At 69.7% G+C, this 14026-nt stretch carries 10 protein-coding genes and 1 tRNA gene; 8 read left to right on the forward strand and 3 right to left on the reverse strand.

Annotation, left to right across the window (positions count from 1 at the left end; translation table 11 throughout):
- The first annotated feature begins 37 nt into the window (after positions 1 to 37).
- Positions 38 to 2038: an AAA family ATPase gene (locus AC4BEG_RS06405; protein ID WP_490704931.1), complete on the forward strand. Its 2001-nt coding sequence runs from the start codon at positions 38 to 40 to the stop codon at positions 2036 to 2038.
- A 340-nt stretch (positions 2039 to 2378) separates the two neighbouring features.
- Complete coding sequence (locus tag AC4BEG_RS06410; RefSeq protein WP_490704932.1) at positions 2379 to 2780, forward strand: hypothetical protein; 402 nt, start codon at positions 2379 to 2381, stop codon at positions 2778 to 2780.
- Positions 2781 to 3177: 397 nt separating this feature from the next.
- Here the strand turns inward: AC4BEG_RS06410 and AC4BEG_RS06415 are convergent, their stop codons facing one another.
- Both AC4BEG_RS06415 and AC4BEG_RS06420 read right to left on the reverse strand, forming a co-directional pair.
- Positions 3178 to 5247, reverse strand: coding sequence for a phosphocholine-specific phospholipase C (locus tag AC4BEG_RS06415; protein ID WP_490704933.1), 2070 nt, complete (start codon positions 5245 to 5247; stop codon positions 3178 to 3180).
- Between the two features lie 184 nt (positions 5248 to 5431).
- Positions 5432 to 5516, reverse strand: a tRNA-Leu gene (locus AC4BEG_RS06420).
- A gap of 333 nt (positions 5517 to 5849) precedes the next feature.
- Between AC4BEG_RS06420 and AC4BEG_RS06425 the strand changes: the two genes are divergently transcribed.
- Together AC4BEG_RS06425 and fdhD are read left to right on the forward strand one after the other, a co-directional pair.
- Complete coding sequence (locus AC4BEG_RS06425) at positions 5850 to 6128, forward strand: hypothetical protein (protein ID WP_490704934.1); 279 nt, start codon at positions 5850 to 5852, stop codon at positions 6126 to 6128.
- A 135-nt stretch (positions 6129 to 6263) separates the two neighbouring features.
- Positions 6264 to 7142 (forward strand): formate dehydrogenase accessory sulfurtransferase FdhD, encoded by an 879-nt coding sequence (gene fdhD, locus AC4BEG_RS06430; protein WP_490704935.1) that lies wholly within the window; start codon positions 6264 to 6266, stop codon positions 7140 to 7142.
- 26 nt (positions 7143 to 7168) lie between these two features.
- On the opposite strand, the gene AC4BEG_RS06435 is transcribed toward fdhD, so the two are convergent.
- A complete protein-coding gene (locus AC4BEG_RS06435; RefSeq protein ID WP_490704936.1) occupies positions 7169 to 7645 on the reverse strand; it encodes a MarR family winged helix-turn-helix transcriptional regulator in 477 nt (158 codons plus the stop codon).
- Between the two features lie 139 nt (positions 7646 to 7784).
- Between AC4BEG_RS06435 and AC4BEG_RS06440 the strand changes: the two genes are divergently transcribed.
- The 4 genes from AC4BEG_RS06440 (at position 7785) to AC4BEG_RS06455 (ending at position 13977) form a co-directional block, all read left to right on the forward strand.
- Positions 7785 to 8717, forward strand: coding sequence for a quinone oxidoreductase family protein (locus tag AC4BEG_RS06440; protein WP_490704937.1), 933 nt, complete (start codon positions 7785 to 7787; stop codon positions 8715 to 8717).
- A 253-nt stretch (positions 8718 to 8970) separates the two neighbouring features.
- Positions 8971 to 10935: an exo-alpha-sialidase gene (locus AC4BEG_RS06445; protein WP_490704938.1), complete on the forward strand. Its 1965-nt coding sequence runs from the start codon at positions 8971 to 8973 to the stop codon at positions 10933 to 10935.
- Positions 10936 to 11376: 441 nt separating this feature from the next.
- Positions 11377 to 13200: an AMP-dependent synthetase/ligase gene (locus tag AC4BEG_RS06450; protein WP_490704939.1), complete on the forward strand. Its 1824-nt coding sequence runs from the start codon at positions 11377 to 11379 to the stop codon at positions 13198 to 13200.
- Between the two features lie 99 nt (positions 13201 to 13299).
- The gene (locus AC4BEG_RS06455; RefSeq protein WP_490704940.1) at positions 13300 to 13977 is read left to right on the forward strand and encodes a hypothetical protein; all 678 of its coding nucleotides are present in this window, start codon (positions 13300 to 13302) and stop codon (positions 13975 to 13977) included.
- Positions 13978 to 14026: the final 49 nt, after the last annotated feature.

The raw sequence follows: 14026 nt of genomic DNA on the forward strand, positions 1-14026 counted from the left end.
CGCCCGCCAACTCCCGTCCCGCACAAGGAGCAGAGCGATGCCTGACGGAATCACCACCCCCGTGTCCCTGCGGGACACCCTGCTCGGCCGCCTGTCCGCATCCCGCCTCGCACCCGAGGCGCAGGAGGTGCTGCGGGACCTCGTACCGGAGGCGCCGGTCAGGGGCGAGGGGCGCAGCCGTCTCCTCTACCTCCAGTCGATCACGGCGGCCGGATGGCGTGGCATCGGGCCCGCTGTCACCCTCGACCTCCAGCCCGAGCCGGGGCTGACGGTTATCGCCGGACGCAATGGCTCCGGGAAGTCCAGCCTCGCCGAAGCGGCCGAGATGGCGCTGACGGGGAGCAACTACCGCTGGCAGGACCGGACTCAGATCTGGAAGCAGGGCTGGCGCAATCTGCACGACAACGTCGATCCGCAGGTGGCCGTCCAGCTGCGTGCCGATGGCGAGAGCGCTCCGATCACCGTTCGTCGCCGCTGGAGCGGCTCGGCCGCCGCGGGCACGGGTCTGGACGACTGCCACATCGAGGTCGAGGGGGCGGCCTCCGCGCTGCACGAGGTCGTCGACCCGGAACAGATATCGCTGTACCGGCCGTTCCTTCCGTACAGCGAGCTCGGGGCGACGATCAGCGGGCCACTCACCGCGCTGCACGACGCGCTCGCCCAGCTCCTGGGCCTTGAGCTGCTGAGCGACACCGACAAGCAGGCGCGTGTCCTGCTCAAGTCGCTGAACGACGAGGTCACGGCGTTCACGACGCTGACGGAGACCGTCGTGGGCGAGCTGTCCGACCATGACGACCCGCGTGCCGCCGAGGTGGTCACCGCGCTCAGCGGCCGTCGGCCCGACATCGACCGGGTGCGTCTGCTGCTCAACGGAACCGCCGTGGCCGACGACACCGCGCTCGCCCGGCTGCGCCGCCTGGCCGACCTCAAGGGTCCCGACCGAGTGGCCGTGGCCGCCGCCGTGGCCCGGCTCCGGAAGGCGGCCGCTGACGCGGAGGGATTGCGGTACAGCTCGGCGGAGGACGCACGGCAGCTGATCGAGTTGCTGGAAAAGGCGCTGGACCATCACCACCGCCACCCCGACGCCACCGAGTGCCCGGTGTGCGGCAGCGGTGACCGGTTCGACGGGGGCTGGGCGGAGGGCGCCCGCGCGCAGGTCGAGCGACTCCAGGCGGAGGCGGCCCAGGCCAAGGGAGCACAACGGGAGTTGACGGCCGCGACGCAAGAGGTCCATGACACGGTGCACCCCGTTCCGGAATGGATCCAGGGCGACGAACCGTCGCTCGCCGCCCTCTGGCGCGACTGGGTCGCGTGCCGTGCGGTGCTGGAGCCGCGGGAGCTGGCGGACCGGGCGGAGCGTGCCGAGGCAGCGCTCGGCGATGCCTGCCGCCGGGTGAGCGAGGACGCCGCACGGCGTCTCGACGAGCAGGACGGTCGTTGGCAGAGCGTCGTGGGCCGCCTCACCGAGTGGCTGCGGCACGCCGAGGCCGCCGAGCGGGCGTTGCCCCGGATCAAGCAGATCAAGGCCGCGCGGGCGTGGTTGCGGAAGTTCACGGACGAGCTGCGTGAGGAGCGTCTCGGGCCGATCGCCGACCAGTCGCAGACGGTGTGGAAGCTGCTGTGCGAGCGGAGCAATGTCTCGCTGGGTTCGGTCAGCCTCGCGGGGACGGCCAACGCGCGCAAGGTGGTGCTGGATGTCGCGGTCGACGCCGTGGACGCGCCCGCGTTCGGCGTCATGAGCCAGGGCGAGCTGCACTCACTGGCGCTGTCCCTGTTCGTGCCACGAGCCACGCATGAGAGCAGCCCGTTCAAGTTCCTGCTGATCGACGACCCGGTCCAGTCCATGGACCCGGAGAAGGTCGACGGCCTGGCCCGGCTTCTGGACCTCTACGCACAGCACCGGCAGGTGGTTGTCTTCACCCATGACACCCGGCTGGAGGAGGCCATCCGCCGCCTCGGCATCAAGGCGACTATCAAGCAGGTGTCCCGTCAGGCCAACTCCGTGGTCCGAGTCATGCCGGTCATGACTGGCTGTTGAGGTGGCCGATCAGGGTGGCGCCCCACCAGCCGAGCTGGCTGATGGCAGCGGTGGCTCCCGACCGGAATACCAGACCGCGCGGCACCAACGCCCGCAAACCGGGCGTGGTCGGTAACGGTATCCGCGGCGGGTTCTCCGTGACGGACAACTAGGGCTCATCCGGTCCACACCGCGAAACGACAACTACCCGCAGATATTTAATAGCTGACGTTGCCTCAAAAAATCACCCCGACCGGCCGGCGGGTGTCCACCTGAGAAGAATTGATAACGCGCCGAGAAAGCCAGTGTGAAACGACTGTGAAGAAGGTTTCGGCGGGGCCGGTCCGGCAAGAGGAGGCTCATGAGTTATCCCCATGACTACAGAGCGGAAAACGGTCCGCACCACAGCAATGCACATCACCCATACCCCGACAACTCCAGCACTCCCCATACCGCCCCTCGACGCCGGACAGGCAATGGGAGGGGTCTCGGGGCAGACAGGACAGCGCTGGTCATTCACACCGTCACGGACATCGCCGCGGGTTTTCTGGCGTTGTGGATCCTGCTGTACCTGCTCGACGCGAATCAGGCGAATGTCTTCGTCGACTTCGTTCACGGTACGGCCGACTGGCTCGCCTGGTGGTCGCAGGACATCTTCACGATGGACACGGAGAACGTGCGGGTCTTCTTCAACTACGCTCTGCCCGCAGCGATTTACCTGGCCATCGGCCACGGCGCCGCGGCATGGGTGCGGCGCCTCTGACACCCGCTCCACCACCGGGATCGCGGCCGGTACCCCTTCTCCTGGAAGGGATACCGGCCGCCGCCACGCGGGCGGGTAACACGATCCACCCCTCGGACGCTGAAGGGATTACCGCCATTAGCACGGCGGCCCAGTACGTCACCACAGAACAGCCGGAGGCCACCGAGGGCACATGCGTTGGCGCGTCAGTGGATGCGCCCATTGAATCTTGAGCATAAATTGCCGGACGCGGACCCTTCCCCGCCCGTCCGGAATTCCTGCGCTGCTTTCTTCATTTGCCTTTCCGGCCGCCGCCTCCACGAGCCGACACCCAGAGGCCGCGATTCCGCCGTGCAGCCGATGGCCTGTGCCGTCCGCCCGCTTCGGAGCGAACGGCACAGGCCGTCAGGAGTGTGTCTCAGACGGTGCCGATCGCCGGGTCGCTCGTGCTGGCTCGGCCGGTCTCGACGTGGCCCGCCAGGCGGCGGAGGTAGGCGGCATCGTGGTCACCGGCCACCGACAGGTCGTACCAGCCGTGGCTGTGCTCGAGGCGCGCCGTGTGGACGACGCTCGCGCCCGGCCGGACCAGGTGCGTGGCGGGGTCGTCGTTGCCGTAGGCGTCCGTGATGGTGAGCCGGACGGATGTGGATCCGTTGTTGGTGAGGACCAGTTGGAGTTGGCCGTTGCGCCCGCCATGACGCGCGGACACTTCCGGTCCCGTGCTGCGGATGCGGCCCTTGAGCTGTCGCAGGAAGCCGTTGGGGCCGTGCACCGAGAAGTCGTAGGCGCCCTGGTTGCTCGGTGCCAGGCTCCAACTGTCGGACAGTCGCCGCCCTGCTTCGACGGTGTAGGTCCACGGCCCGTCCGGCTGGGTGGCGGAGGCTACGTAGAAGTGGGCACCGGCCTTGCCGTGGCTGGCGAAGTCGATCCGCAGTCGACCATCGTTGCCGACGCGGCCGTCGGCGGCCAGGTCGTACGGGAGCGGTCGGGCGATGCGCAGCCCCCTTTCCTGCTTGGGCAGGGCCGGGTCCTTCGGAGGCGTGGGGACGTAGTCGGGGTGGCGGTCCTTGTCCGGCGGGAGGTAGCCGGTTGTCGTGTCGGGGAGGGCCGGTACGTCGGTGTCGGTCTGTGCGAAGTCGAACGCGGAGGTCAAGTCGCCGCATATCGCGCGGCGCCAGGGCGAGATCTGCGGCTCCCGGACCCCGAAGCGCTGCTCCATGAACTGGAGGATCGAGGTGTGGTCGAAGGTCTGCGAGCAGACCGCGCCGCCCTTGCTCCAGGGGGAGACGACGAACATCGGGACACGGTTGCCCAAGCCGTAGGGACCGGGTACGAACGGTTCGTCGCCGGAGGGGGTGTAGAGCTCCCAGGTGAGGTCCGCGGTGGACTTGCCCTGGGCAGGGGAGGACGGCGGGTAGGGCGGCACGATGTGATCGAAGAAGCCGCCGTTCTCGTCGTAGGTGATGAACAGCGCCGTCTTGCTCCACACCTCGGGATTCGACGTCAGCGCGTCGAGGACCTGGGCGATGTACCACGCGCCGGTTCGAGCGGGCCAGTTCGGGTGCTCGGAGAAGGCCTCGGGCGCGGCGATCCAGGAGATCTGCGGGAGCTTTCCGGCCTTGACGTCGGCCTTGAGGATGTCGAAGTAGTCGTCGCCGGCCTTGACGTTGGTGCCCGCGCGGGCCTTGTCGTAGAGCGGGCTGCCCGGCTTGGCATCGCGGTACTGGTTGAAGTACAGCAGTGAGTTGTCGCCGTAGTTGCCCCGGTAGGCATCCTCGATCCAGCCCCAGCTGCCGTCGGCGTCGAGGCCGTCGCCGATGTCCTGGTAGATCTTCCAGGAGATCCCGGCCTTCTCCAGCCGCTCGGGATAGGTCGTCCAGGAGTATCCGAGCTCGTCGTTGTTGAGGTCCGGGCCACCGCCCTTGCGGTCGTTGCCGGTGAAGCCGGTCCACATGTAGTACCGGTTCGGGTCCGTGGGGCCGTTCAGCGAGCAGTGGTAGGCGTCGCAGACGGTGAAGGTCTCGGCCAGCGCGTGATGGAACGGGATGTCCTCACGGGTGAAGTAGGCCATCGCGGCGGGAGTCTTGGCCGGCACCCACTGGTCCCACTTGCCGTTGTTCCGCGCCTGGTGGCCGTCGTTCCAGTCGTGGGGTACGTCCTCGATGAACTCCATGCCGGGGTCAGCAGACTCCGGACGGAACGGCAGGATGTCCTTCGTGCCGTCGGACTGGTGCCAGATGGACTTGCCGCTGGGGAGGATCACGGGGTGCGGATCGCCGAATCCGCGTACGCCGCGCATGGTGCCGAGGTAGTGGTCGAACGAACGGTTCTCCTGCATCAGGACGACGATGTGCTCGACATCCTTCAGCGTGCCGGTACGCCGACTCGCCGGGATCTCCGCGGCACGGGCAATGCTGGCGGAGAGAGCGGACATAGCACCTGCGGCGCCCGCCAGCTGAATGAATCGACGACGGTTGAGGCTGCTCATGAACGGGCCTGTCTCCTAGTGCGCTGAGGGGGCAGCGAGACAGTGTCCGCAGCGAATCAGGACCCCCCGCGACAACTCGGAGAACCGAACCGAAATTCCCAGCGAACGCGACTGCCGAGGTCACGCTCGACCCGAAGTACAACAAATCCCCACGGTCAACAAGCGACCGTGGGGAGATGGTAAGTGTCCGAGGGGGGACTTGAACCCCCACGCCCGATAAAGGGCACTAGCACCTCAAGCTAGCGCGTCTGCCATTCCGCCACCCGGACAAGGTGTGTCCCGCGGCCCCCCGCGGCGACATGGACAACGATACCAAGGTTTTGGAGTGCGTTTCACCTGCGTATGCGCACCGCCCCGGGCGGCGCCGACCTGGGATGACACGGGCCCGGGGCGGGGCGGTTGTCACGCTCAGCGCCAAAGCGGAACCAGACGGTAGTCGATGCGTCTTCCCCACGGAGCGTGATGTGACGTGCGAGTTCCGTACGCAAGGGCGGTACTGTCCCGTGGCGCGGAGATGCCCCGGGTGGTGGGCGCGCGGATCGGCCCGGTACTGGGTGTCTCCTCATTTCTCCGAGGAAGACGTGCAGTTACCCTTGCCGACCATGGAAATTGCTGTGTACGTCATGCTTTTCGGCGTCGCCCTGCTCTACCCCGCCTTCGAGAGCAGGATCCGGCGCCTGGACCGGAGGGCCGCGCGGATCGAGCGCAAGGTCGATCTGGTCATGGACCACCTGGGGATCACCATGGACCAGCCCGGCATGGATGAGGTGACGAGGCTGGTGCGGGAGGACAAGAAGATCGAGGCCATCAAGGTCTACCGGCGGCTCACCGACGCCGACCTGCTGGAGGCCAAGGAAGCGGTGGAGCGCATCGCGCGTTGAGAGGAACCCTGGACGCCGCTCGGGGCCGTGTTCACGGCCTTCCACGACCGGTGTCCGACGGGGCCGCTGCCGGACGGGACCCGTACCGGACAATGGAACAGTACGGAACCCCACACGGAAGCGGGACTGATCGACATGGGACGGGTCACCGAGCGGCGCCGGGTCATCCGCGTCCGGGACGGAGTGGTCAGCGCGCGGCCGGACACCCTCGTGGCCGAGGAACCGCTGGAGATCCGACTGAACGGCAAACCGCTGGCGATCACCATGCGGACACCGGGTGATGACTTCGCCCTCGCCGCGGGCTTTCTGGTCAGCGAGGGAGTGCTCGGACACCGGGACGAGCTGGCGAACATCGTCTACTGCGCGGGCGCGACCGAGGACGGTTCCAACACCTACAACGTGGTGGATGTGACGCTGGCGCCCGGTGTCGCCGTCCCGGACATCACACTGGAGCGGAACGTCTATACGACGTCGTCGTGCGGGCTGTGCGGAAAGACCAGCCTGGACGCCGTGCGGACCACCGCGCGCTGGTCGTTGGCAGCAGACGGCGAGGACACGGCGGACGCGGCGGACGCGGCGGCGGTGCGGATCGAGCCGGCGACGCTCACCGCCCTGCCCGACCGGCTGCGCGCGGCGCAGCGCGTCTTCGACCGGACCGGTGGACTGCACGCGGCGGCGCTGTTCACCCCGGACGGCGAGCTGCTGGACGTACGGGAGGACGTGGGCCGCCACAACGCGGTGGACAAGCTGGTCGGACGCGCACTCCAGCAGGAGCTGTTGCCGCTGTCCGGGGCGGTGCTGCTGGTCTCCGGGCGCGCCTCGTTCGAGCTGGCGCAGAAGGCGGTCATGGCGGGGATCCCGGTCCTCGCGGCGGTCTCGGCGCCGTCGTCGCTGGCCGTGGACCTGGCCGCGGAGACGGGGCTGACCCTGGTCGGCTTTCTGCGCGGCACGTCGATGAATATCTACGCGGGCGAGGAGCGCATCGCCCTGCGGAGCGCGGTCGACGGGGCCTGAAGGCCGGGCGATGGGCCGCTGAGCGGTCAGCCCTTCCGCGCGTCCCCGTCCGGTGCGCATGGCTCGCCCGGTTCGACGATCCGTCGCAACAGCGCCACCAGCTGCTTCCGTTCGGCCGCGCTGAGCCCCGCCGTGAGCTCCTCGTTCGCCTCGTCCCCGAGCCGCCGGGTGCGCCACAGCCGCCGCTCCCCCTCCTCCGAGATCGCGATCGCGTTCTTGCGGCGGTCCTTGGAGTCGGGGGTGCGGGTAACCAGGCCCTCCCCCGCCAGGTCGGTCACGATTCCGACCATGTCCTTGGGGTCGATACCGAGGCTGCGCCCCAAGTCCGCCTGGGACACCGGTCCCAGTTCAGCGACGGCGGACAGCACCGCGTGGTGCATCATCCGCATCCCCTCACGGGCCAGGGCCTCGGCCACCAGCCGGTGGCCGCGCGCGGCGGCGCGGCCCAGCAGCCAGCTGGGCAGGGCACGGATCGAGGAGGGGGCGAACGAGGTCTCGGGCATGGCGTCAGCCTACTCGCCAATTCATGGGGGACACCAACCTTGGGCCATCCAACCTTGGCGCACCCAACGTTGGTGGGACCCACGAATATGGGATACCGTTGGGGCACCCAATGATTCCTGGCGATCCCTGGAGGCATCCATGCGCCGTGTCCGTTTCCATGCCTACGGCGGGCCCGAGGTGCTGTGTGTCGAGGAGGCCGAGCCGCCCGTCCCCGCCCCCGGTGAACTGCTGATCCGCACCGAGGCGATCGGCGTCTCCCTGCCCGGGGTGCGCCGGGTCCGGGAGGGCACGGCGCCGCTGCCCGGGGTGCTCGGCGGGGATGTGGCGGGCAAGGTGCTCGCGCTCGGCGAGGGCGTGACCGGGTTCGCGGTCGGCGACCGGGTCGTCGGGATCTCGTTCTCCTGCGCCTACGCCGAGGTGACCACCGTCCCCGTCTTCACGGCGTCCCGCATCCCCGACGGCGCGACCGCCGTGGACGCCGTCGCCCTCGTCCGCAGCGGCCATGTGGCGCTGGCCGCCCTCGCCACCGCCGAACTCGCCCCTGGCGGGTCCGTGCTGATCACCGGCGCCGCCGGCGGCGTCGGGCATCTCGCGGTCCAACTCGCCCGGATCCAGGGCGCGTCCCGGGTGGTCGCCGCCGTCGGCTCCTCCGGCAAGGCAGACTTCCTGCGCCGCCTCGGCGCGGACGAGGTGGTGGTGTACGGGGACGAGTCCTGGGGCAAGCCGGTCGACACCGTGCTCGACGGGGTCGGCGGTGAGGTTCTGCCCCGCGCCCTGACGGCCCTCGCCCCCGGCGGACGGCTGATCTTCTTCAACTCCGGCGGCGGCACGGTGCCCGCCTGGGAACTGCTGTCCGGTTCGCGGACCATCACCGGACTGACCATGGTTCGGTTCGCCCAGACCCGCCCCGAGCTGTATGAACGTCACCGGGCCGAGCTGTGGCGGCTCTTCGCCGGGGGAAGGCTGCGGCCCGCCGTGCACGCCGAGCTTCCCCTTGAGGACGCCGCGAAGGCCCACGAGATCATCGAGTCCCGCGGCAACCTCGGAAAGGTCGTGCTGCTCCCCCGCTGACCCCCGGCCTGCTTCCGGACGGCCCCCCGGGACGGCTCCGGGACGGCTCCGGGACGGCCCCAACCCACTCTGTGCGACAGAGATATGACGCAGGGTCCTTGTGGCGGGTGGCCGTGAGACGAGAAACTTCTGCCGCAGTCACCCCTGAGACATGGGATGTCTTGACGTCCTGATGTCCAGATGCCGATGCCGTCCAGCTACCGCCCACCGTCCAGGTGGCGCCGGCGGACCGTTCGAAGGGCAGGTCGTGACCATGGCGTCAATTCCCCGTTCCCGCCCCGGCACCAGACCGTGGCGACGCCGCGCGGCAGTGCTGCTCGCCGCCGCGGCGCTGGCCCTGACCCCGCTTCCGGTACGGGCCGCGGACTCGGGGGAATCCGAGTCCGCGGCCCGTACCGGTTCCGGGTTGGAGCAGCAGGTGTTGTTCAAGGCAGCCGAGGAGCAGGGGTACGCGTGCTTCCGGATCCCGGCGGTGGTGACGTCCAAGGACGGCACCCTGCTGGCCTTCGCCGAGGGCCGGGTGGACAACTGCGGTGACGCCGGGGACATCGACCTGGTGCTGAAGCGCTCCACCGACGGCGGACGCACCTGGGGCCCGCTCCAGGTGATCAACGAGGGCGGCGGGGACACCCACGGCAACCCGGCCCCCATCGTGGACCTGCGCACCGGCCGGATCGTGCTCGCCAGCACCTACAACACGGGCCGGGACGACTCCCAGAGCTGCGATGTGCCCTGTGACCGCACCCCGCACCTCCAGTTCAGCGACGACGACGGCGCGACCTGGTCGGCCCCGGAGGACCTCAGTCCCTCCCTGTTACCGCCGTCCTGGAACTCCTGGTACGCCACCGGCCCGGTCCACGGCATCCAACTCCGGCACGGCCGTCACAAGGGCCGTCTCCTCTTCACCGTCAACACCGAGAGCCACGACGGCACCCGCATCACCCACAATCACGCGGCCCTCGCCTACAGCGACGACGGCGGCAAGCACTGGAAGATCGGCGCGGTGGACACCTTCCCGATCGCGGCGGACGGCACCTTCCGGCAGAAGCCGTCCGAGATGACGCTCGTGGAGCGCTCCGACGGATCCGTCTACGTCAGCGGGCGCGAGCAGGACGGCACCGACCTCGGCCACCGCGACTACGCCATCAGCCGGGACGGCGGCGAGAGCTTCAGCGCGCCCTTCCGCACCCTGCCCGACCTGCCCGTCCCGCAGGTGCAGGGTTCGATCCTGCCGCTGCGCGACGCGGGCCGCGACGCAGGGCGCGACGGCGGCCACGGCAGACTGCTGTTCTCCGCCCCCGCCGACCCCGACCGGCGCCGCACCATGATGATCCGTTCCTCCTGGGACGAGGGCCGCAGCTGGGACGGTGTCGAGGACGGCGCGGTGGTCACCACCGACTGGTCCGGCTACTCGGACATGACCGCGATCTCCCATGACACCGTCGGCCTGCTCTACGAGGGAGGCGCGGTCGACGCACGCGACGAGATCCGCTTCGCCCGGTTCACCGAGGACTGGCTCGGCCCGCGCCGCGCCCCCGCCCCTACCACCGAGGACCGCGCCCCCGGCACCCGGCCCGCGACGGTGCTCGGCGGAGCGTCCGGTACCGAGGGCCGCTTCGGCCGCGGGCTGGCGTTCGACGGCACCGACGACGCCGTACGTCTGCCCTACCGGGACGCATTGCCGCTGGGCACCCGTGACTTCACCGTGAGCCTGTGGTTCCGCTACTCCGCCACCTCCGGGCAACACCCCTTCCTCTGGATGGGCGGCATCGGCAGCAAGCAGCCTCAGGTCTGGCTGCGCGGTGAACCGGCGGGCAACCGGATCCGGGCGCTGATGACCACGGTCAACGGTTTCGCCACCTTCACCAGCGCGTCGGTGAGCACCAGCACGGCATACAACGACGGACAGTGGCACCATCTCGCCCTGACCCGCTCCGGGGGGCGGCTCTCCCTCAGCGTGGACGGCGGCGCCTCCGCCACCGCGCCCGACGCCCCCGGCACCGTCAGCCGCACCGCCCCCTTCGCCGTCCACCTCGGCCAGACCGTGGACAGCCGGTCCCGGATGACCGGCGATCTCGATGAGTTCCGGCTCTACGACCGGGCGCTGAGCGATACCGAACTCCGCCGGATCCGTGAGTTCAACGCCCCGCTCGACGGCCCTGGCTCGGGCGCTCTGATCCGTCTGCCCCTGGACCGCGTACGGTCGGCCCACCGCTGAGCCCCCTGGTCCCGTGCATCCCCTGATCCCGCCGGTGTGACGGTGACCACACCTGGCTTGATCGCGATGGGTCCGGCACCGGCCCCGGGCCGCGCGCGGCGACCGGTGTCCGGACCTCCCGACTTCGCATCGCTGTACGGAAATCGGCCCTGTGACGCCGCTGTGCGGACATCGGCGAAGCGTCCCGTCGACACGTTTCCGGTGGGCCGTGTGCCACCATCGGAGAGATTCCGTGCAGAAATCCGTTACATATGAGCCACACCTGCGGTGCATAGGACGCGACTCACAGCAATAACGCCTCCGCAGGCCCCGGTTGACAGCCCTTCACCTCACCGGGCGCGGCGCATTCCGCATGTTCCGGGCACATAGGGCCTCTCCCGCATCGGTGGCCTGATCCGGTAGCGTCGCGGCGCTGTGCGGAGCGGCTTCAAGGAGCAGGTATTGCGCGAGTTCACCGTCCCCCCGTTGGCGACGACGCCCCAGGCCGGAGGATTGGCGGATGCCGTCTTCGACCACGCGGACGACGATCCGCACCGGGTGGCGCTCGCCCGGAAGACGGCGGACGGCCACTGGCAGGACGTGACCTCGGGCCAGTTCCGGGACGAGGTGATGGCGCTCGCCAAGGGGCTGCTGGCACAGGGGGTACGGTTCGGCGACCGCGTCGCGATCATGTGCCGCACCCGCTACGAATGGACACTCTTCGACTTCGCGCTGTGGACCCTGGGCGCCCAGAGCGTCCCGCTGTACCCCACGTCCTCCGCCGAGCAGGTCTTCTGGATGCTCTATGACTCCGGGGTCTCCTCCTGTGTGGTCGAGCACGAGGACCACGCCATGACGGTCGGCTCGGTGGTGGGACGGCTGCCGCAGCTGGCCCGGCTGTGGCAGCTGGACGCCGGAGCGCTGGAGGACCTGCTCGCGGCCGGGGAGTCGGTCGAGGACGAGACGGTGGAGCGGCACCGCCGGGCCATGACCCCCGACCAGCCCGCGACCATCATCTACACCTCGGGCACCACCGGCCGCCCCAAGGGCTGTGTGATCACGCACGCCAATCTGATGGCCGAGTGCGACAACATCGTCCAGCGGTTCGAGACGGCGTTCCACTCCAAGCCGGGCGACGAGGCGGCCACCCTGCTCTTTCTGCCGCTGGCGCATGTCTTCGGCCGGATGGTCGAGGTGGCCGCCATCCGCGGCCGGGTCAAACTCGGCCACCAGCCCAATCTGTCGGCCGCGGCGCTCCTGCCCGACCTTCAGACCTTCCAGCCGACCTTCATCCTCGCCGTGCCGTACATCTTCGAGAAGGTCTTCGCGGCGGCGCGGCGCAAGGCCGAGGCGGAGGGCAGGTCCGGGCCGTTCGACAAGGCCGTGGATGTCGCGGTGCGGTACGCGGAGGCGCAGGAGGCCAAGGCGTTCGGCACGGGGCCGGGGCCCGGTGCCTCGCTGCGGATGCAGCACCAGTTCTTCGACAAGGTCGTCTACAGCAAGGTGCGCGGGGCGATGGGCGGCCGGATCCGGCACGCCATGTCGGGCGGCTCCGCCATGGAGCGGCGGCTCGGGCTGTTCTTCGCGGGCGCGGGCGTCACCGTCTACGAGGGCTACGGCCTCACCGAGTCCACCGCCGCCGCCACCGCCAATCCGCCCGAGCGCACCCGCTACGGCACGGTCGGGGTGCCCATTCCCGGCACCTCGGTGCATATCGCCGACGACGGTGAGGTGTGGCTGCGCGGGGGGCAGATCTTCACCGGCTACCACAACGACCCCAAGGGCACCGACGCGGTGCTGCGCGACGGCTGGCTCGCCACCGGTGACCTGGGCACGCTGGACGACGACGGCTATCTCACCATCACCGGCCGGAAGAAGGAGGTCCTGGTGACCTCCGGCGGCAAGACGGTGTCGCCGGTGGGCCTGGAGGAGCGGGTCCGGGCGCATCCGCTGGTCGCCCAGTGCATCGTGGTCGGCAATGACCGCCCATATATCGCGGCGCTGGTCACCCTGGACCCGGAGGCGGTCGCGCACTGGCTGGCGATGCGCGGCAAGCCGGAGCTGCCGCCCACCGAGCTGGTCCGGGACCCGGATCTGGAGACCGAGATCCGGCGGGCGGTGGTCGCGGCGAACACCGCCGTCTCCCAGGCCGAGTCAATTCGTACGTTCCGGATACTTGCCGCGCAGTTCTCGGAGGGGCATGGTCTGCTGACGCCTTCGCTGAAATTGAAGCGGAAGGCGATCGAGCAGGCGTACGCCGTCGAGGTCGAGGCGCTGTACCACTGACGAGCCACCGATGACCCACCGATGAGCCACTTTTCGAGCACGACCCGATGCACAACCTGAGCCGCTTTGTCCGAACTCAGCCGCTTGAGGGGGCACGCAATGATCGATGTCATTCTCCCCGACCTTCCCGAACGCACCTTGTCCCTGCCGTCCGAGGAAACACCCCTGCCTCCCGTCCCGGCGCTGACCGGGCGCGTCATCCTGGGCGGGCCGGTCTCCGTACCCGTGACGGCGGAGCTCGTCGGCGGAGATCCGGAGCTGGCCGCCTTTCTGCGGGCCGAGGCGCACAGCACCGTCTACCACCTGCTGCACTGTTCGGTGACCTGCGCCCGGGACGCGCCGGAGCCCGAGCTGCACACCGTGAACCTCGATCTGAGCCTGTCGGCCGAGCCGATGCGCGACGGCGCCACCGCCTTCCAGCCGGTGGCCTGGGCCATGACCCCGCGGCAGCGCACCGAGGCCGCCGATGACGCGCCGTTCGCCCCAGCCGCCCGTCTCGGGCCGCGGCTGGGGTTCTTCGACAACGGCCGGGCCGACCCGGGGACGCGGATCTGTCTGGAAGCGCGGCGGGAGCTGCGCTCCGACCCGGGCTGGGAGATCCGCCACACCCACTTGCGGATCGGCGGTACGTACCGGCTGGCCATGGTGGTCCGGGCGCCGCGCGAGGCGATGACGCGGGTGGCGGTGGCGGTGGGGGCCACCGTGCGCGAGGGCCACACCCTGCACCGCTTCCGGGAGGAGATCGCGGATCCGCTGTCGCTCATGGCACCTCGGTGACCTGGACCTCGCCCCACCGGCGCACGGTATGAAACCCGGCCGGCCATCC

The sequence above is a fragment of the Streptomyces sp. JLBJ103 genome (genome assembly GCF_058215575.1).

Excerpts from the sequence above, each read along its gene's own strand:
- AC4BEG_RS06415 (WP_490704933.1), bottom strand. The coding sequence starts at position 5,247 with ATGAGCAGCCTCAACCGTCGTCGATTCATTCAGCTGGCGGGCGCCGCA.
- AC4BEG_RS06440 (WP_490704937.1), top strand. The coding sequence starts at position 7,785 with ATGCGCCGTGTCCGTTTCCATGCCTACGGCGGGCCCGAGGTGCTGTGT.
- AC4BEG_RS06410 (WP_490704932.1), top strand. The coding sequence starts at position 2,379 with ATGAGTTATCCCCATGACTACAGAGCGGAAAACGGTCCGCACCACAGC.
- AC4BEG_RS06405 (WP_490704931.1), top strand. The coding sequence starts at position 38 with ATGCCTGACGGAATCACCACCCCCGTGTCCCTGCGGGACACCCTGCTC.
- AC4BEG_RS06435 (WP_490704936.1), bottom strand. The coding sequence starts at position 7,645 with ATGCCCGAGACCTCGTTCGCCCCCTCCTCGATCCGTGCCCTGCCCAGC.
- fdhD (WP_490704935.1), top strand. The coding sequence starts at position 6,264 with ATGGGACGGGTCACCGAGCGGCGCCGGGTCATCCGCGTCCGGGACGGA.
- AC4BEG_RS06455 (WP_490704940.1), top strand. The coding sequence starts at position 13,300 with ATGATCGATGTCATTCTCCCCGACCTTCCCGAACGCACCTTGTCCCTG.
- AC4BEG_RS06425 (WP_490704934.1), top strand. The coding sequence starts at position 5,850 with ATGGAAATTGCTGTGTACGTCATGCTTTTCGGCGTCGCCCTGCTCTAC.
- AC4BEG_RS06445 (WP_490704938.1), top strand. The coding sequence starts at position 8,971 with ATGGCGTCAATTCCCCGTTCCCGCCCCGGCACCAGACCGTGGCGACGC.